Origin of the sequence: Spirosoma aerolatum (assembly GCF_002056795.1) — a bacterium.
Lineage (GTDB): Bacteria > Bacteroidota > Bacteroidia > Cytophagales > Spirosomataceae > Spirosoma > Spirosoma aerolatum.
The window spans coordinates 5,954,828-5,972,496 of sequence record NZ_CP020104.1 but is presented as its reverse complement, the minus strand read 5'-3'; the positions used below and the strand labels follow the sequence as shown (position 1 = coordinate 5,972,496).

General features: G+C 46.7%; 18 protein-coding genes. 8 read left to right on the top strand and 10 right to left on the bottom strand.

Going from position 1 to position 17,669, the window contains the following annotated elements:
• Positions 1–12 precede the first annotated feature (12 nt).
• Complete coding sequence (gene accD / locus B5M13_RS24715; RefSeq protein WP_080058211.1) at positions 13–858, top strand: acetyl-CoA carboxylase, carboxyltransferase subunit beta; 846 nt, start codon at positions 13–15, stop codon at positions 856–858.
• An 86-nt stretch (positions 859–944) separates the two neighbouring features.
• Positions 945–1,922: a radical SAM protein gene (locus B5M13_RS24710; RefSeq protein WP_080058210.1), complete on the top strand. Its 978-nt coding sequence runs from the start codon at positions 945–947 to the stop codon at positions 1,920–1,922.
• A gap of 39 nt (positions 1,923–1,961) precedes the next feature.
• On the opposite strand, the gene B5M13_RS24705 is transcribed toward B5M13_RS24710, so the two are convergent.
• On the bottom strand, positions 1,962–3,077 hold the full coding sequence (locus B5M13_RS24705) for a T9SS type A sorting domain-containing protein (protein ID WP_245859477.1): 1,116 nt from the start codon (positions 3,075–3,077) through the stop codon (positions 1,962–1,964).
• Between the two features lie 109 nt (positions 3,078–3,186).
• On the opposite strand from B5M13_RS24705, the gene B5M13_RS24700 reads away from it, so the two are divergent.
• Positions 3,187–3,999: an enoyl-CoA hydratase/isomerase family protein gene (locus tag B5M13_RS24700; RefSeq protein WP_080058208.1), complete on the top strand. Its 813-nt coding sequence runs from the start codon at positions 3,187–3,189 to the stop codon at positions 3,997–3,999.
• A 9-nt stretch (positions 4,000–4,008) separates the two neighbouring features.
• On the opposite strand, the gene B5M13_RS24695 is transcribed toward B5M13_RS24700, so the two are convergent.
• The 5 genes from B5M13_RS24695 to B5M13_RS24675 all read right to left on the bottom strand — a co-directional run bounded on the left by B5M13_RS24695 (position 4,009) and on the right by B5M13_RS24675 (position 7,497).
• A complete protein-coding gene (locus B5M13_RS24695; RefSeq protein ID WP_080058207.1) occupies positions 4,009–4,476 on the bottom strand; it encodes a nuclear transport factor 2 family protein in 468 nt (155 codons plus the stop codon).
• Positions 4,473–4,610, bottom strand: a complete 138-nt coding sequence (locus B5M13_RS24690) for a PLDc N-terminal domain-containing protein (RefSeq protein WP_080058206.1) — start codon at positions 4,608–4,610, stop codon at positions 4,473–4,475. The genes B5M13_RS24695 and B5M13_RS24690 overlap by 4 nt, the downstream gene beginning before the upstream one ends.
• A 66-nt stretch (positions 4,611–4,676) precedes the next feature.
• Entirely contained in the window at positions 4,677–5,141 is a 465-nt protein-coding gene (locus B5M13_RS24685) for a hypothetical protein (protein WP_080058205.1), read from the bottom strand.
• Positions 5,142–5,173: 32 nt separating this feature from the next.
• Positions 5,174–5,929, bottom strand: coding sequence for a hypothetical protein (locus B5M13_RS24680; RefSeq protein ID WP_245859469.1), 756 nt, complete (start codon positions 5,927–5,929; stop codon positions 5,174–5,176).
• A gap of 86 nt (positions 5,930–6,015) precedes the next feature.
• On the bottom strand, positions 6,016–7,497 hold the full coding sequence (locus tag B5M13_RS24675; RefSeq protein ID WP_080058204.1) for a xylulokinase: 1,482 nt from the start codon (positions 7,495–7,497) through the stop codon (positions 6,016–6,018).
• A 227-nt stretch (positions 7,498–7,724) separates the two neighbouring features.
• On the opposite strand from B5M13_RS24675, the gene B5M13_RS24670 reads away from it, so the two are divergent.
• The gene (locus B5M13_RS24670) at positions 7,725–10,109 is read left to right on the top strand and encodes a family 78 glycoside hydrolase catalytic domain (RefSeq protein ID WP_080060070.1); all 2,385 of its coding nucleotides are present in this window, start codon (positions 7,725–7,727) and stop codon (positions 10,107–10,109) included.
• Positions 10,110–10,222: 113 nt separating this feature from the next.
• Positions 10,223–10,582: a hypothetical protein gene (locus tag B5M13_RS24665; RefSeq protein ID WP_080058203.1), complete on the top strand. Its 360-nt coding sequence runs from the start codon at positions 10,223–10,225 to the stop codon at positions 10,580–10,582.
• 31 nt (positions 10,583–10,613) lie between these two features.
• Here B5M13_RS24665 and B5M13_RS24660 read toward each other — a convergent pair whose 3' ends face one another.
• The 3 genes from B5M13_RS24660 to B5M13_RS24650 are packed head-to-tail and all read right to left on the bottom strand — an operon-like array spanning position 10,614 to position 12,915.
• Complete coding sequence (locus tag B5M13_RS24660; RefSeq protein ID WP_080058202.1) at positions 10,614–11,348, bottom strand: DUF1223 domain-containing protein; 735 nt, start codon at positions 11,346–11,348, stop codon at positions 10,614–10,616.
• Positions 11,349–11,362: 14 nt separating this feature from the next.
• Entirely contained in the window at positions 11,363–12,157 is a 795-nt protein-coding gene (locus B5M13_RS24655; protein WP_080058201.1) for a molybdopterin-dependent oxidoreductase, read from the bottom strand.
• Positions 12,154–12,915 (bottom strand): cytochrome b/b6 domain-containing protein, encoded by a 762-nt coding sequence (locus B5M13_RS24650; protein WP_080058200.1) that lies wholly within the window; start codon positions 12,913–12,915, stop codon positions 12,154–12,156. The genes B5M13_RS24655 and B5M13_RS24650 overlap by 4 nt, the downstream gene beginning before the upstream one ends.
• 332 nt (positions 12,916–13,247) lie before the next feature.
• Between B5M13_RS24650 and B5M13_RS24645 the strand changes: the two genes are divergently transcribed.
• The gene (locus B5M13_RS24645; protein ID WP_080058199.1) at positions 13,248–13,934 is read left to right on the top strand and encodes an SRPBCC family protein; all 687 of its coding nucleotides are present in this window, start codon (positions 13,248–13,250) and stop codon (positions 13,932–13,934) included.
• A 129-nt stretch (positions 13,935–14,063) separates the two neighbouring features.
• Here B5M13_RS24645 and B5M13_RS24640 read toward each other — a convergent pair whose 3' ends face one another.
• A complete protein-coding gene (locus B5M13_RS24640; RefSeq protein ID WP_080058198.1) occupies positions 14,064–15,131 on the bottom strand; it encodes an acyltransferase family protein in 1,068 nt (355 codons plus the stop codon).
• Positions 15,132–15,529: 398 nt separating this feature from the next.
• Between B5M13_RS24640 and B5M13_RS24635 the strand changes: the two genes are divergently transcribed.
• Complete coding sequence (locus B5M13_RS24635; protein ID WP_080058197.1) at positions 15,530–16,369, top strand: MBL fold metallo-hydrolase; 840 nt, start codon at positions 15,530–15,532, stop codon at positions 16,367–16,369.
• A 79-nt stretch (positions 16,370–16,448) separates the two neighbouring features.
• On the top strand, positions 16,449–17,216 hold the full coding sequence (locus B5M13_RS24630; RefSeq protein WP_080058196.1) for a patatin-like phospholipase family protein: 768 nt from the start codon (positions 16,449–16,451) through the stop codon (positions 17,214–17,216).
• Positions 17,217–17,669: the final 453 nt, after the last annotated feature.

Sequence of the window (17,669 nt, the reverse complement as noted above, 5' to 3'; positions counted from 1 at the left end):
GCAAACTGAAAAATGTCTTGGTTCGTCCGAAAAGATAAGGGTATTCAGACCCCAACCGAAATGAAGCGGGAAGCTCCCGACGGGTTGTGGTATCAGTGCCCAAATTGTAAAAAAGCAATGCAAACGCGGGAGCATAAACTCAACGCTTATACCTGCATTCATTGCAATTATCACGAAAAAATTGGCTCAGAAGCCTATTTCGCGCTGCTGTTTGACGATAACGAGTTCACCGAACTCGATGCTGATATGCGCTCAGGCGATCCGCTCAAATTTGTCGATACCAAACCATATCCGGTGCGGATCAAATCGACCATTGAGAAAACAGGGCTCAAAGATGCGGTTCGCACAGCTTATGGCTCCATGAATGGACTGACCGTAACGATGGCCGTTATGGACTTCAATTTTATCGGCGGTTCGATGGGATCGGTTGTTGGTGAAAAAATTGCTCGTGCTATCGATCATGCCATTGCCAATAAGACGCCCTTTCTGATGATCTCACGTTCGGGGGGCGCCCGGATGATGGAAGCTGGTTTTTCGCTCATGCAAATGGCCAAAACATCGGCTAAACTTGCTTTGCTGGATAAAGCCAGATTGCCCTACATCTCGCTCCTGACCGATCCGACAACGGGTGGCGTTACGGCTTCGTATGCTATGCTGGGCGATTTTAACATTGCTGAGCCGAATGCACTGATCGGGTTTGCAGGACCACGCGTTATTCGCGAAACCATCGGCAAAGATCTGCCCAAAGGGTTTCAAAGTGCTGAATTTGTGCTCGAACACGGCTTCCTCGATTTCATTGTCGACCGGAAAGATCTGAAAGACAAAGTTGTGAGCTTGTTTAAGATGCTGGTGTTATAGTATTAGGAGTTAGGAGTGAGAATGGCTGACGCATATTTTTCTTGATGCGTCAGCCATTCTCGCTCCTAACTCCTCGCTCCTTTCTTATGCGCCTTATCTCCCATCCGGTACTTTGCAATTACTACATCACCTACCGCTGCAATGCGACCTGTAGTTTTTGTGATATATGGGAGCGGCCTTCACCCTATGTCACGCTTGAAAATGCCCGGCAAAATCTGGGTGACTTAAAAAAATTAGGGGTTCGGGTTATCGATTTTACGGGTGGGGAACCTTTACTGCACCGCCAACTGCCCGAATTGCTTCAGGAAGCCAAACGACTTGGCTTTATCACGACGGTTACCACCAACGCACTGCTCTATCCGAAGCAGGCTGACAAGCTCCGTGGACTGGTCGATATGCTCCACTTTTCGCTCGATTCGCCCATTGCCGAAGAACACGACCGTTCGCGTGGGGTAAAGTGCTTCGATAAGGTGATGGAATCCATCGCCATTGCCCGGAAACTGGGCGAACAACCAGATATTCTGTTTACTGTATTTGAGCATAATGTTCACCAGATCAGACAACTATACGACGAGATTTGCCAGCCTAATGGCCTGGTACTTATTCTGAATCCCGTGTTCGAATACAACACGGTCGAGACGGGTGAACGCTTTTCAGAAGATGCCCTTCAGCAGATGTCGTGGTGGGGCAAACAACCGAATGTGTACCTGAACGATGGATTTATCCAGCTTCGACGCGATGGTGGTAATCAGGTCGAAGATCCGGTTTGTCGGGCAGGTAGTACCACCCTCGTTATCTCTCCCGAAAACAAGCTGGTGCTACCCTGCTATCATTTAGGGCTGAAAGAGTTTTCCATCGACGGTAAGCTGTTCGACCTGTATCGCTCCGACGACGTACAGGAACTGGTTGCGCTGGAAGGTCGTTTGCCCGGCTGCGAAGGCTGCGCTATCAATTGTTATATGCAGCCTTCGTTTGCCGTTGAAATTAATAAATACTTCTGGCGGGCACTTCCCAGTACGCTCAAATACAACTGGATGAAAGGAACCTGGAAACAGTTGTTTTGAGACTTGTTTTACCCTGATGACGCTAGAAATCTGGCAAAATCACCGCTTTACAATCTTCCTTAGCAAGGACCGGCCATTGATGTCGGCGCGAAGCATATAGATTCCGGGCGTCAGACTATCCATACCAATGACCTGTTCGTGTTGCCGGGCTGCTTTGGCAAAGTTCAATTCGTGTAATTTTCGGCCATTTACATCCGTCAGTTGCAGGGTAGCCGTGGTAGGATTGCTCGTTTGAATCACAACCTGCATCCTACCTTCGACTGGGTTGGGAAAGGTGATAAATACGACATCTGGGTCGGAATACACGACCGTATTGGTAACGATACTGCCAGTTCCCAGAATAGCGGGTTCGTAGGGTGGAATTGGGGTAGGTGTTCCGGGTGAATCGTAAATGGTTACAGTAAGTTCTTCAGTTGTCTGGCTGATAAATGACCCATTCCTGTATTCGTCGATCGTAATAACCAGGCTGTAAAGTCCTGCCTGGGTAGGAGCATCCCAGATCAGTTCACCCGTCTGGCTGTTAAGCTTGAAAATTCCCTGGCGGGTTACATCATTCGGAAACTGATAGGTGGGCGCCTGACGTCTATCGCAGGACTTTTCGTCGGTACTGGTCAGCGCTTTGGCTAATCCGTAAACCAGGCTGTCGCCATCGGCATCGGTTGCTTTTAACGATAGAATAAGCTTTTTATCGACCCCAGCCTGAAAACCCGCCGACGGATAACCAGGGGTTGGCGTCTGATTGACTACATTGGTGTTGATGACGGTGCTCAGGGTAAAAAGCTGGTAGTCGGCCTTTGTGATGTTCTGAACCATTGACCGATTCGAAATGATCGAGGTTAAGGTATAGGTGTTGGGAGCCGGGTACGTGTGATTAATGCGGTAGGTGTTGATACTCATCGTATTGTTTGCTATGAACAATCGGTTTTGCCGGGTTACGTTCTGGCTGGTGCCATCCCCGAAACAGATGATATAACTATCGGCCTGATCGGCTGCCTGTTTGCCCTGTACCTCGTTCATGTATAAAATGAGCGTTACTTCGTAGGTCAGCGATGATGCTGAAACAGATTTTGCCTGAATATAGCCACCAATCATGTGGGTAGCCCGAACGGCTGGAATGCCTAACAGCATCAGGCACAGAAATGTAATGGTTCTCATGGGGAAGTATAGGAAGAAAGCTTTATCATCCAGATAACTCAAAATGGCGATATAACCATATATGAGGTCGGAAAAGATTTTGTAAACGGTATTTCCGTACCTTTCTGCCATGTTGTACACTGCTGAACAAGCCGATTCTTTACCCGCTGGGGGATTTCGTTACCTGCTCACATCGCTCAACGATCATGTGTTTGCCATAACGCTAAACAGACCTCAGAAAAAGAATGCGCTACATCCGTCAATGCTTACCGAACTGGCATTTGCCCTAGCCTATGCGCATTACAAATCAGACGTTTGGCTCGTTGTGCTGGCGGCTGAAGGCGATACGTTTTGTGCCGGTATGGATCTGAAGAGCCTTTCGCAGGGCGATGGTGAAAACACAACCGTACCGGCTCCAACGGGTCCAGTTCGGTTAGGTGAATTGATGACAGAACTTCATAAGCCCTGCATTGCGCGAGTTCAGGGGCCAGTATATGCGGGTGGTTTTTTATTGGTAGGCGGTAGTACCTACGTGGTGGCATCGGAAGTGGCAACCTTTAGTTTGCCCGAAGTAAAACGAGGACTATTTCCGTTTCAGGTGCTGGCTGTTTTACTCGAGATCATGTCTGCCCGAACGGCGCTTGACCTGTGCCTACGGGCGCAGACACTCACCGCAAATGACGCTAAGGCAGTAGGATTGGTTACGCATGTGGTGCCAGTGGGTGAACTGGACAACGCTGTTGCTGATCTGGTGGCTGAGTTAAAACGGTATTCGCCGACGGCTATGCAGTTCGGACTTCGGGCTTTTCAACAGCTAAAAAGCCTGCCATCGAGCGAACAGCAGGCTTTTTTATACGAACAGTTTCAGCAACTTCAGCAAACGCCCGACGCTAAAGAAGGCATGGCCGCTTTTCTGGAAAAACGGCTGCCGAAGTGGGGATGAACGTTTGAGTTATGATTTGGGTAGATCCGGGCAGTTGTCGCGCCGACGGGTGTCAATAATGCTTTGAATCTTCCAGTTGCCATTCACTTTTACCAGCGTAAAGGCATTAACGCCACAGTGGCTTTTTTTGTCGTTCAGATAAAACACATAGGGTGTCCAGGCGGTAGCGAGTTCGGCATCTATTTTTATTTCCATCCCCGATAGACGCTCATCGAGCGCAAAGGCCGGATACTTGACAACAGAGGCTGCAAACTTGCCGATGTCTTCGTTCCGTACCGAAATCTCTCCCTCTTTATTTTTGGCGATAGATTGAAGAGAAGCACCCGGTAGAAATGTATTTTTGATCTGCGTGGAATCGCCTTTGCGCATCCCGTCGAACATCAGTTTAATGGTTGTTTTAACGGCTGCTTCATCCTGCGACTGAGCAAAGGAGGGGATGGCTAAACAGAGCCCAATAAGGCATAGAAATGGTTTCATGAAATACGCTGGTTTCGTCCGATGAAAAAATAGAGCAAAGCACCTATAATGTTAAGGAAAACGATGATAATAACCCATATTAACTTGTCGTTCGATCCACGAAATTCACTGCGCACCACATCGACCAGCGCCATAATGGGCAGACCTAAAATGAAAACTAAGAATAGTAATTCCTGACCTCACAAACAGGGAAGCCCCTTTTAGACTTCGCCACGCACTTTTGCTTTTCCCTGCTCCGAAAGGGCTCCTTTCTCGTTTCGGGTCATTTTTTTGATGTATTCTACTCGCCGGAATCGCAAAGCGCTCCAATCATTATCAATCGCTACCATTCGAACAGGTTCAAACCCTAACAGACCTAGTATAGCCCATCCCGTATCACGGTTGAAATCGCATGTATATTTTTTTGACGAGCCTTTTGGATAAGCCAACCAAAGCAACCCATCACCCTGGATTTTGTTGGCTAGTTGCTGACTAACGGAATCCACTTCCTGCTGCGTTTTGACAAAGGCTATCGCAAACGTACCTGCCTGAATCAGATTCGGTTCAGTAACGATTGTCGTGAGTTCTCGCATATCATTCAGAATGGGCTGAAACTCGTCGGGCGCATTGATAACGGCTATTTCCGATTGTGCTTTATAGTTTAGTTTGGTGAAAATAGGGTTCATTGACGTACGTTGTTTCGAAATGAATTTAGCATTTACTGGGTAGGTAATTGAACGTAGAAGGCATCGGGCTGTTTGAAGACGGCGGGTATATAATAACCTCTTCCATCATAGGTGGTGCTCGTTTGTTGAGTGAGAATCTGATCCCGAGGGAGCACTTTCACGTCCGAAGCCCAGAATTTGGTATCGATCGTAAATTCGGTCTTGAAATCTTTATCGGTCGAAAGTGTCAGGTAATTCCGGAACGTCAACGGCGATTGATCGGCCGAATACGCGTAATTGACAATATCGACTGGTTTTTTCCGGTCAGTCCATTTCGCTTTTTCCTGCTCGATCGTAGATGGCCCCGTCAGGCGAACACTGCCTTGCGGAACGACGACAAACTGCTTCTTTTCGAGCTTGGTTTGGGGCGGAATAAACGCAATAGGTTCCTGTTTCTTGATCGTTCCACCCAGATAGACGGAAGAGGCATACCGACTATAGCGCGACGCCGAACCGCTTAAATGGACATCGGACACATCTGACCAATAATCGACTTTGTCCTGCCCAATAATGAACGACGACCGTTTCCAGTCGACATATAGCGGTTTGTTGAGTTTATTAACTATACTAAGCTGCATCAGGCCCCGCTCACTGGCAAAATTGTAACGAAGCGTGAGCGTATCATTATCCATTGCCAGCCCTTCCTGCGATGGGCTTACGTTTGAGCCCCGCAACGTAACGACCTGAATAGTTGGCATACAACCCACCATTGCTACCCAAACAGATAGAAGTAAGACCAGTTTTTTCATAGCGTTTATAAGTAAATGGACCTGTTTAAAGCGTAGAAAAGAACGTTTAGACAGGTCCAATATATAAAATTGGCTATTGGATTGCGTTAGCGAACGCTTAAATTTTGTTGCCACTTTGCATAAGCATCCCGATAAGCTTCCTGTGCTCGCATATCGGGCTCAATGGTTTTCGTAACGTGTAGGCCAGAGAATGCTTCCTGGGCATTTTTGTAATAGCCAAGTCCCATTCCGGCTCCGCGTGCAGCACCCTGCGCCCCATCGGTATTGTATAGCTCAATGGTGGCTCCGGTAAGGTTGGCGAGGGTATCGCGGAAGAGTGGACTCAGGAACATATTGGCTTCGCCTGCCCGGATAGTTTGCAGTCCGACGCCTACGCTTTCCATGATCTGAATACCGTAGTACAGGGCGAAAACGATACCTTCCTGCGCAGCCCGAATCAGATGCGGTAAGCCATGACGGGTCAGTTGCAGTCCATGGAAGGATGCACCCAGATCAGCATTTTCCAGCATCCGTTCGGCACCATTACCAAAGGGCAGGCAGACTAGCCCATCGGCACCGATCGGCGCTTCATGAGCCAGTACGTTCATGTCGGCATAACTGATTGAGCGGCCCAGTACCTGGTTTCGAAGCCAGCTATTCAGAATACCCGTGCCGTTTACGCACAGCAATACCCCATACCGTGGGGCTTCGGCTGTATGGCTAACGTGCAGAAATGTATTGACCCGTGATTGGGGATCGTATTTCGCCTGATCGCTAACACCATATACAACGCCCGATGTGCCTGCCGTAGCGGCAATCTGTCCGGGTTCCAGCACGTTTAACGACAAAGCATTGTTGGGTTGGTCGCCAGCGCGGTAGGTAACCGGCGTACCCGCAGCAAGACCAAGCTCGGCGGCTGCCGAAGCCAATAGTTCACCCTGCGGAGCAAACGTTGGTTTAATCGTTGGAATCAGCGACGAACTGAAACCGAAATAATCGAGCAGAAACTGGGCAGGTTCATTGGCCTGAAAGTCCCAGAAAGCCCCTTCCGAAAGACCCGATGCGGTGGTCACGATGTCGCCGGTCATACGGGCTGCGAGGTAGTCGCCGGGGAGCATGAAATGAGCCACCTGCGCGTACACATTGGGTTCGTTGGCTTTTACCCAGGCCAGTTTAGCGGCTGTAAAATTGCCCGGTGAGTTGAGCAGATGATGCAGGGTGCGGTCGTGCCCCAGGGCATCAAAAGCAGCATTACCATAGGGAACGGCCCGGCTATCGCACCAGATAATGGAAGGCCGTAAGACGTTAAAGGCTTTGTCGACAACGACCAGCCCGTGCATTTGATACGAAATACCGATGGCTTTTACGTCGCTGGGTTGGATAGCTGCCTGCTGCATAACGGCTTTACTCGCCAGGCAGGCGTTTTGCCACCAGATTTCCGGTTGCTGTTCGGCAAAGCCCGGCTGTGGGGCCTCAATCACCATTTCGGGCTGAGGAAAAAATGCTGACGCTACGGCTTTACCGCTTTCCGCTTCAATCAAACACGCTTTGACAGACGAACTGCCGAGGTCGAATCCAAGAAAATACATTCGGTTATTGCTTTAGGAGTTCCTGCACGAAAGTACAAAGGGAAGGGCATAGTTTAGGAAATCAGATGACAGTCATGAGTAATTTGCTTAGTTTCTCGTGCTATTTAGGTGGGCAGTCAATCAGGTATCGAAGAGCAAAAAAGTGCTGACGATGAATGAGCACAGGACAGCAAAGCATAGAAAAAGGCTTAGGATGTCGTTATTTTGCGACTGCTAAGCCTTTTTCTATGCCTTACCGATTCTTACTCGCTCTGCTCTTTCTGGTTTCGGCTGTCGCTATTGCCCAAACGCCTGCGACGCCCTCACCCTGGACTTCACAATACTGGTCGGCCCGGTGGATTGTTCACCCTACGGCGTCGGCTCGCCAATATGGCATTTATCATTTCCGCAAAGCAATCGATCTGGCCCAAAAACCAGCCCGGTTTGTGGTGCATGTGTCGGCCGATAACCGCTATCGATTTTTCGTTAACGGGAAAGCCGTAGCACTTGGGCCCGCGCGTAGCGATTTGCTGAACTGGAACTACGAAACGCTGGATTTAGCTCCGTATTTGCAGATGGGCCGAAACGTGCTGGCGGCACAGGTCTGGTACATGGGCGAAGGGGCTCCCTTTGCGCAAATGAGCTACCAGCTTGGTTTTATCGTTCAGGGTGATACCGATGCCGAAAAAGCGGCTAATACCGATGCTAGCTGGAAGGTATTTCATAACCTTGCCTATTCCCCCATCAAAAACGATATTCCGAAGCTCCGTACCTACATTGTCATGGGCGATGGCGACCGGGTCGATGCGGCACAGTATCCATGGGGTTGGGAATCGTCAACGTTCGACGATAAAAGCTGGGCGGCCGCGAAAGCGTTTGGGTTTCCGGCAAAACCGCGTGGCCTGGGTACAGATGGGAACTGGGGATTAGTACCTCGCACGATTCCGATGATGGAGGAGAAGCCTATCCGGCTGGCTAGTGTTCGACGGGCCGAAAATGGCAAAATGGACAATGCCTTTTTACAGGGTAATTCGCCAGTGACGGTTTCGAAGAATACAAAAGCGGTGTTTCTGCTCGATCAGGGCCATTTGACGAATGCCTATCCTGAATTGACTGTCAGCAAGGGGAAAGGTGGCGTGGTTACCCTTTCGTATGCCGAAGCCTTGATCGATGCCAAAGGACAAAAAGGCAATCGGAATGAGGTTGAAGGCCGGACTATTCGTGGTTTCGACGATCAGTTTGTGGCCGATGGAACCGATAAACGAACCTTCCGGCCGTTGTGGTTTCGCACCTATCGCTACCTGCAACTGACGGTTGAAACGAAAGAGGAACCGCTTGTGCTGGACAATCTGATCGGGCAGTTTACGGGTTATCCGTTTGACGAAAAAGCGCAGTTTACAGCCAGCGACACTACGTTGAAGCCACTCTGGAATGTGGGTTGGCGAACGGCCCGACTTTGTGCGGGTGAAACCTATTACGATTGCCCGTATTACGAGCAGTTACAGTATACAGGCGATACGCGCATTCAGTCCCTTATTTCGCTGTATGTATCGGGCGATGATCGACTGATGCGCAAAGCAATCATGGATTATGACCATAGCCGATTCAGCGATGGATTAACGCAAAGCCGCTACCCATCGGCCGATTTGCAGGTAATCCCGACATTTTCGCTGTTCTGGGTGTGCATGATTCATGATTACTGGATGCACCGGCAAGACGATGCCTTCGTAAAATCGTTGCTTCCAGGCGTTTTAAGCGTGCTCGACTGGCATGAGCAACGAATTGCCAAAACTGGCCTGAATGGACCAATGGAGTGGTGGAATTTCGTTGACTGGTCGAAGTGGAAGAATGCGAAGGATGAAATTGCAGGTGGGGTTCCGAATGGAGCCAGGAAAGGCGGATCGAGTATTCTGTCGCTGCAACAGGCATATACCTACACGCGGGCAGGCGATTTGCTGGCGCATTACGGCCAGAACGAACGGGCCGAACACTACCGCGAACTGGCCCGGCGGCTCAACAAATCCGTTTATGAACAATGCTGGGATGCGAGTCGTAATCTGTTTGCCGATACCCCGGAGAAAAGCTCATTTAGCCAGCATGCCAACATACTGGCGGTTCTAACCAACGCCGTTTCGGCTGAGCAGCAAAAAGTTTTGTTGCAGAAAACCATGACGGATACCTCGCTGACACAGGCTACGTTTTACTTCAAATTTTACTTGTTCGAGGCACTGAAAAAAACGGGCATGGGCGATCAGTTCGTTGCGCAGCTAAAACCCTGGCGCGATATGCTGGCGATGGGCCTAACCACCTTCGCCGAAAATCCTGAACCAACTCGCTCCGATTGCCACGCCTGGAGTGCTTCACCCCTGTATGAGTTTTTGTCCATGACCTGCGGCATCCGACCGGGCGAACCTGGTTTCCGGGTTGTGCGAATCGAGCCATTCCTGGGCGATCTGACCACAGTGGACGGTAAGATGCCACACCCCTTGGGTGAGATTGCTGTTCAATTTCAGAAAACGCCTACAGGTGGACTAACAGGCAGTGTAACCTTACCGACCAACTTAACGGGTACGTTGCGGTGGAAGGGGAAAACGGTGCCACTGAAAGCTGGAAAACAGACAGTGAGTTTGTGATCTGGCTGATTGTCAAATCACTTATCCTGCGGAAGAACCGTTGGTGTAGTTGAGAAGGAGGGGTTATATTGACTACTGTATATTGCATAGTTCCTTGTAAAACAATGATCACTATGAACAATATACTGTATGGACTCTTTATTGTAGGCATCGTATCGGCCTGCTCCGGGAATGGCGATCTGTCTATTTCGGTATCTGACTCGGATGATGAATATGAATTTGTGGCCAAATACGATAAGGCAAAAACCCAACGTGTTCAGGATTTTATTAATGTCAAGATGGCGCCTGCTACCTCCGTTAAAGGTGACCACATTGACATAACCACCAGGCTTGACGATAATACCGAATTCAAGCTGGAAGAGGATGAAGGCAGGCTACGAATACTGCTTGATAAAGACACTAATACAGATGCTTCCTATCATCGGATCAAATTGATGTGTGAGGGGGTTAAACGGATTATTCAGGAAAAATAAACAGGCTGTTGTTGGTAAAACCAATCTGACTTCATTGTAACAGTTTAGCGCCCACGATTTGCTGATTGTCAGTTCGTTGGACGTACACCAGTACGGCCGTCTGATCGGTTGTCAAATCGCTGGGAATGAGCAGAGTTGCTGTGCCCGATTTGGTCGGATTGTCCTGCGTTTTAAACTGCCGGACCACATTGGTATTCACTAACGTTCGGCCACCATTTTCGCCGTTTTTTACCGCTGTATGCGCTTCTTTCTGCACTAATGCCACATTGATTCGGTAGGGGCCCGTATCGGATAATCCATAGCTGACGTTGATCTGGCTTCCCTGTTTTTTTAGACTGGCCTCGATAGCCACAAAGGAGGAAGCAGATTGCTGTTGAATAGTCTGAATGGCCTGCTGAATACGTCCGCGTTGTCCACCAATTACCTCCTGTTGGCCATTAATGACAAGCTGTGGTGTATACGTCTGCGATTTCAGGAGCCGATCATACTGACGCTGGCGATCAGTGTAGGATTTGGCGCTAAATGGATCGTTCCAGCCCAGCCGATTCCAGTAATCAACATGGAACGATAGGCCGTAAATAGCCTGACCCGACTGGGCTGCCCGCTGCGTTATTTCCTGCAAGAGCTTGTCGGCCGGTGGGCAACTGGAACATCCCTGCGACGTAAATAACTCCAGCACGACAACCGGCTGAGGGGCTGGTTTGACAGATTTATGAGTGGGAAAGAGCCCCACAACGCTAATGAAGAAACTGAGCAAGTGAATCATATAGAATACAGATTTTACAGGCCGACATAATAATCATAGCCACGCTCGGCCCAGAAATCGCGGGGGCGCTCGTCGGCAAAGAACATCCGACCAATTCGTTTCAGATTTTTAACCCCGTATTTGACCGGAATAATAAGCCGAAGCGGAGCGCCGTGTGCTGCCGAAATGGGCTCGCCATTGAGTTCGTAGGCTAGTAGGGTCTGCGGATGCAGCGCACTCTCGATGTCTATACCAACGTAATACCCTTTGTCGGGTGTTTCCAGACCCACATACTTGAACAGATCATCAGTTTTGTCTGGGTCTGGGGCATTGCCGCTATGGGTTCCCAGTTTGTATTTCTCCAGAAAATCGGAAAGCCGTACCCCTCCCCAATGCTGAATCTGACTCCAGCCTTCTACGCACTTGAATTCGTAGACCATCTCGTGCTTAGGCAGGGCTTTCACATCCTCAATGGTTAACATTAGCGGTGAACGGTTCGGGGTTTCGACCTGCAATGTCCAGTCTTCGGGAACGGGTGATTTAATCCCATCGTATCCATTCACACGGGCTTTTTTTGCTGCTTCTCCTACCGAATAGGTCGGAACCAGATGGGTATTGCTAAAATACGTCCGGGCAATGCTTTCGTTGGCATTTAACACATTCCGCAACGGTCGTTTGATTCCCTTGGCTCCCGGACTGTTTTTGATCCATTCGTAAACGCCAACCGGAACGACAGCCGCTAAGGCAAACCAGCCAAACGCTTTGAGCGTTCGCCGACGAGCGGTTGATTCAGGAATTGTATCTTCGGGCAATTGTGGTTCTTTACTCATGATAAAGCTGGGTTACGGGTTGGCTCAATTGGCTCCAGAGGGGTATCGGTAGGGGCATCAGGCTCGCTGCTGGCGGGCTTGTCTAGAATGGGTCGATCAGGATCATTGGCCTTTACAATCTCAAACCCCGTTACCATCGACTGGAAGTTGTTCCAGCCCGCCCGAATTACCTGACCGATATGAATAACGAAGAAAAAAACGTAACCCAGGGTCAGGAGGAAGTGTTCGAGTCGGGCTGCTTTATAACCCCCCAATAAGGACGTTAGCCAAAAGAACTGGGTGGGTTTATAAATAGCGTAGCCCGTCAAAACAGACCCTATTCCCATGAGCATGATGGCGAAATAAGCGATTTTCTGCGCACCGTTGTATTTGATAAACGGTGGCTGGGTTTTTCGCAGCCCCAGATCATACAACGTAACCTGTATGGCTTCGCGAAACGAGTTTCGGTCAGGTACCAGGTGCCGCCATTCGCCCGAAATAAACGTGTACCCTACATATAGTATGCCGTTTAGGATAAACAGCCACATGAACACAAAATGCCAGGCCATGCCTTCAGCTAACCGACGCGATACGCCCAGAAATTTGTAAAAGCCATCCGGGAAAAACGATACAAGGGTATAGTCGCCAATCTGAATTTTGTATGGATCATAGGCCCAGTAAATCAGTAGGCCGCTCCAGATCATGACGAATAGAACTGGGAAGTTAACCCAGTGAAACCACCGGATAGCCAGTGGATGTTTATGAACAATTCGTTTCATACAGAAAAGCGGTAGTATATAGATTTAGACAGTTGTTTGTAAATGGTAGGTTAGGTAGAGACGTGGAAAATCGCTTATAACGTGCAAGATATACGTTCAATAGTATTGAAAAGTTTTGATAATTACACGAGATCGTAAAGGATATTTATAGGCAGAGATTTGTGTTAATGATTGATAGTCAGAAGGTTTCTGTCTGATTTTATGTAACTATTGGGTACTATATACTTAATGAGCCCTTTTGTAGCTGTGCGAAGCGGTATACCCATTATGGCACCGAAACAACTAATTTTGGGGTTTCGGTGCCATAATGGACCATTATTTTTGCGAAATCAATGACAATTATTCAGAATCTGAGTTGCCTATTGACTAAATCTAAAGGGCACCTAGTATGGGGACTGTGCTTTTTTGTGTTAACAATAAATGCCTTGGGGCAAAAGCGGGATGATTGGCACCTGGAGAAGGACAAAAATGGCATTCGGGTATATTCCCGGCATCTGGATGGGAGTCGGTTAAAAGAAATTCGGGTAGATTGTGAACTAGCTGCTTCACTTTCTCAACTGGTCGCTTTTTTATCGGATGTAGATCAGTATAGTCAGGTTGTTTATAAAAATAAATCGGCTCGGTTGCTTCGACGGGTGAGTGAAACGGAATTTTACTATTATTCGGAGAGTGAAATGCCCTGGCCAGCGACCAATCGGGATTTAGTAATTCACCTTCAATTTGCATACGATCCGGCTGCCAAACTGTTGCAAATTAATACTAATTCGGTGCCTGATATGGTGCCTCCGAAGGATGGATTGGTACGAGTAGCGTTTTGGCAGGCCGCCTGGCAAGTGCATGCTTTAGCCGATAATAAAATGCACATCAATTATACGTTCCAGGTTGATCCAGGAGGAACCCTACCGGCCTGGTTAGTCAACGCGACAGCAGCTATTGGCCCTTATCAGTCGTTTTTGAATATGCGGGAGAAAATCCAACTGCCACGTTATCAGAAACGTTCGTTTCATTTTTTAGAGTAATGAAATAGCATTTTTCGCTATACATATTACCTGCCTGGATTCATTCAGGTTTCAACGGACGCGCTGGTGCTTGCTGTTTATTGCCGTTGCCATAGGACTGTGCAGGAATGAGTACTTTGGGATACTCGCTTAAGCTGCTTCCAGTGTATATTTCTTTTTCTTTTTTCGATAATTATTAATTTTTCTCCTAAGTGGATTTTCAATAAATGTATATGTCATAAAAGAAGTAATTATCAGAATTAATAAATACGTATAAAAATGTACTGTATTACCTATTATAAACCTTCCCCTTGCCAGAAATGCGTCATACATGTGCATAATTGGGAACTGTAGAATAAAAATTGAAAAACTGATATCACCTAGCTTTACCAGCATGGGCTTTGATAGTAGTCGGGGAAGGAACCAATTTTTTGGCAGTGCTGACAGACTGATAATAAAAAGTAAAAATACAATAGATAACAACCAGAATCCATCAAACCAGGTATAGTGATAATATAAAATAGAAACGCAGAACAGAATAATAGACGTGACAAAAAGAACAGCCATTATCCTAGCGTGCCTGGAAAATAGTGATTGAAATCGAATAAATATGTTCCCGCCAATTATTCCTAAAGAAAAATTTAATACTGTTTCTATCGGTGTTGGTAAATACTTGGGCAGATAAAATCCATTATAGTTAACCTGTAAAAAATATAGCGCTATACTATTTACAAATAGTGCTGTAATTAAGGCTCGGTTTGTTAGCGTACAGATTATAGGTACGATAAAAGGAAATACTATATAGAAAAATACTTCTGCTGACAAACTCCAGGCTGCGGGATTCAAATTGTTACTGTTCCAAACCCAACCATTTAATAAGGTAGTATTTAAAAAATAATCCCAGGCTGAATAGTTAGTTGAAAAGATTACTGAAAGAATAAACGATATAAAATAGATTGGATAAATTCTGGCAAATCGTTTTCTGTAAAACTCCCGCTTATTAATTTTTTCTTCTGAAGAGGTAGCGCTGATCGTTAATATAAATCCAGATAATACAAAGAAATAAAGTACAGATAAGTTGCCTACCTGTATGAATTCTACAAGGTATCGAAACGATGGTAAATATAAAGGCCAGATTGGGTTGCTGATGGCAAAATGAAAGAAAACAATACTAATTGCAGCAACAAATCGCGTGAAAGTTAACTGGTTTATAACCATACCAAAAGAAGGCTAAAAGAAAATTTTTAGGCTTATTAGTTACAAAAAAGTTAAATTGATATATGTAAAAGCGAGAACTTAGCAAATGTATACTATTTAAATTTGAAATTTTATATCTGAATATTCATTTAATAGTGTTTTATGTGTATATGTATAAACTAAAATATAAAACATACAATCATGTCCTATCTAATAGTTACTGCTTACTTCAAGATAGATAAGCAGTTGGTAACAGATTAGGGGTAAATTATAGTATATGGTTAGTTGAGGTGTGGTCGATCTGATAAAGGTGACAAATCAGGTTTATTTAGGTAGATCGTTGGCAGCTACACATATATCCAGTTGACGAATAGTAGACTTGAAACAGGTAAAAGATTTAACTTGCCAAAAAACCTTCTATGACTCTTCAACCCCTCGATACTGGCTTTTTTAAACTTGATGGAGGAGCAATGTTTGGCGTTGTGCCCAAGCCCCTCTGGCAGAAACTGAACCCTGCCGACGAACTGAATCGCTGCACCTGGGCTATGCGTTGCCTGCTTTATGAACAGGGCAATCGACTCCTGCTCGTCGATACAGGCATTGGTACTAAACAGGATGCTAAGTTCTTCGGACATTACGATCTGCATCCTGGCGATGCTAGTCTGCTTAACTCAATTGCCAAAGCGGGGTATTCGACCGACGATATTACTGATGTACTGCTTACGCATTTACACTTCGACCATGTAGGTGGAGCTGTTGAGCGAAATGGGGATAGCCTAAGGCCTGTGTTTAGCAAGGCAACCTATTGGGTACATCCGTCGCACTGGAACTGGGCCGTTCATCCTAATCCGCGCGAGAAAGCGTCGTTTTTACATGAAAATATTATGCCTTTACAGGAGAGCGGGCAACTGGCTTTTCTAACCGAACAGCGACTCCCTTATACAGATATACAATTGCTATATGTAGATGGACATACTGAAAAAATGACACTACCCATTTTTCAGATCAACGGGAGGACCGTTGCCTATATGGCTGATCTGATTCCCTCGTCGGGTCATATACCGTTGCCCTATGTAATGAGCTATGACGTTCGACCTTTGCTGACGATGGAAGAAAAGACGCATATACTGCAAAAAGCGGCCGCCGAAAACTGGATTCTGGTATTTGAGCATGACCCCGTTACCGAAGCTGCCACGGTCGAAATGACCGAAAAAGGCGTACGGATCAAGGACAAAGGTCGTTTATCGGAGTTATTATAATGCAGACTTCTAGTTCGCATCGTTATAAGATGTTAACTCCATTGCGAACTAGAAGTCTGCGTTACACAACCGGAAAAACATGAAAGTTGGATTAGTTTTATCAGGCGGAGGAGCGCGGGGAATTGCCCATCTGGGTGTGATTAAGGCACTTCGTGAAATGGATATTCCGTTTCATCATATTGCAGGTACCAGCGCTGGTGCCATAACTGGTGCTTTATTCTCACAGGGTTTTTCGCCCGATGAGAGCCTTAAAATAATAGAATCGTCATCGTTCGTGCGGCATCTGCGACCAGCCTGGAATCGCATGGGCTTGCTTCGACTCGATACGGTAGCCGATTTGTATAAAAAATACATTCCTCACGATTCGTTTGAGGGCTTACAAATACCACTACATGTATTAGCTGTTGATCTGAACGAGGGCGAGCAGGTTGTATTCGAAAAGGGTGAGTTGATTCGTCCGGTACTGGCTTCCTGCTGCCTGCCAGGAATTTTTGAACCTATGCTGATCAACAAACGCCAGTACGTAGACGGGGGAGTTCTGAACAATCTGCCGGTCGAAATTATCGAATCGAAAGTGGATTTTCTGATCGGCTCGCACTGCAACATATTAGGGCCACGAAAACCTATACGTTCGATGCGTGGAGTGATTGAACGGAGCCTTGTACTGGCTGTTCAGAGCAAAACCAAAGATCGATTCGCTCGTTGTAACATTCTGATAGAGCCTCCTCAATTGGCGCAGTACAGCACTACCGACCTAAGCAAGTCCCGCGAACTGTTTCGTATAGGGTATCAATACACAAAGTCGCTGGCTGCTGATATTGAACACTACTTTGTAGCAAATAGCTGAGAAATTTAACGACGAAGCGTGTACGATGGCACACAGGAGCAGAAAGAATGCTAGATCCTGTGTGCCATTGCAGCTATATTACAAAAGTAGTACATGAGTTATATGTGTACACATGTATATTAGTCTGTTGCTATATATGTTAAAGTGATTTTTGTAAAGGAAATCTAATATTAAAAAGGCATTAAAATTGGCTATAATTAAGTAATCTTGTTAAACGATTCGTATATAAAAACTACTAAAAATAGAACTATTCTGTGATGAGAGATACTCCGTAAAATTGCTTAGTCCATAAATTATTCCGGCAAATAGCAGGAATTGAAAAAGTTCTATTTGTACGGTTACTAATTTTCTTTGCTGTTGCAGAATATTATTCGGTATTAAATAAAATTAATGCAACAAGTATTGGTTAATATGTAAATAGGTAGACAATTTGCAAGGGTTTTTCCTAATTGA

Bases quoted from the DNA above. Each gene is read 5' to 3' on its own strand.
- accD (WP_080058211.1), top strand. From the start codon at position 13: ATGTCTTGGTTCGTCCGAAAAGATAAGGGTATTCAGACCCCAACCGAA.
- B5M13_RS24710 (WP_080058210.1), top strand. From the start codon at position 945: ATGCGCCTTATCTCCCATCCGGTACTTTGCAATTACTACATCACCTAC.
- B5M13_RS24705 (WP_245859477.1), bottom strand. From the start codon at position 3,077: ATGAGAACCATTACATTTCTGTGCCTGATGCTGTTAGGCATTCCAGCC.
- B5M13_RS24700 (WP_080058208.1), top strand. From the start codon at position 3,187: ATGTTGTACACTGCTGAACAAGCCGATTCTTTACCCGCTGGGGGATTT.
- B5M13_RS24695 (WP_080058207.1), bottom strand. From the start codon at position 4,476: ATGAAACCATTTCTATGCCTTATTGGGCTCTGTTTAGCCATCCCCTCC.
- B5M13_RS24690 (WP_080058206.1), bottom strand. From the start codon at position 4,610: ATGGCGCTGGTCGATGTGGTGCGCAGTGAATTTCGTGGATCGAACGAC.
- B5M13_RS24685 (WP_080058205.1), bottom strand. From the start codon at position 5,141: ATGAACCCTATTTTCACCAAACTAAACTATAAAGCACAATCGGAAATA.
- B5M13_RS24680 (WP_245859469.1), bottom strand. From the start codon at position 5,929: ATGAAAAAACTGGTCTTACTTCTATCTGTTTGGGTAGCAATGGTGGGT.
- B5M13_RS24675 (WP_080058204.1), bottom strand. From the start codon at position 7,497: ATGTATTTTCTTGGATTCGACCTCGGCAGTTCGTCTGTCAAAGCGTGT.
- B5M13_RS24670 (WP_080060070.1), top strand. From the start codon at position 7,725: ATGCCTTACCGATTCTTACTCGCTCTGCTCTTTCTGGTTTCGGCTGTC.
- B5M13_RS24665 (WP_080058203.1), top strand. From the start codon at position 10,223: ATGAACAATATACTGTATGGACTCTTTATTGTAGGCATCGTATCGGCC.
- B5M13_RS24660 (WP_080058202.1), bottom strand. From the start codon at position 11,348: ATGATTCACTTGCTCAGTTTCTTCATTAGCGTTGTGGGGCTCTTTCCC.
- B5M13_RS24655 (WP_080058201.1), bottom strand. From the start codon at position 12,157: ATGAGTAAAGAACCACAATTGCCCGAAGATACAATTCCTGAATCAACC.
- B5M13_RS24650 (WP_080058200.1), bottom strand. From the start codon at position 12,915: ATGAAACGAATTGTTCATAAACATCCACTGGCTATCCGGTGGTTTCAC.
- B5M13_RS24645 (WP_080058199.1), top strand. From the start codon at position 13,248: ATGACAATTATTCAGAATCTGAGTTGCCTATTGACTAAATCTAAAGGG.
- B5M13_RS24640 (WP_080058198.1), bottom strand. From the start codon at position 15,131: ATGGTTATAAACCAGTTAACTTTCACGCGATTTGTTGCTGCAATTAGT.
- B5M13_RS24635 (WP_080058197.1), top strand. From the start codon at position 15,530: ATGACTCTTCAACCCCTCGATACTGGCTTTTTTAAACTTGATGGAGGA.
- B5M13_RS24630 (WP_080058196.1), top strand. From the start codon at position 16,449: ATGAAAGTTGGATTAGTTTTATCAGGCGGAGGAGCGCGGGGAATTGCC.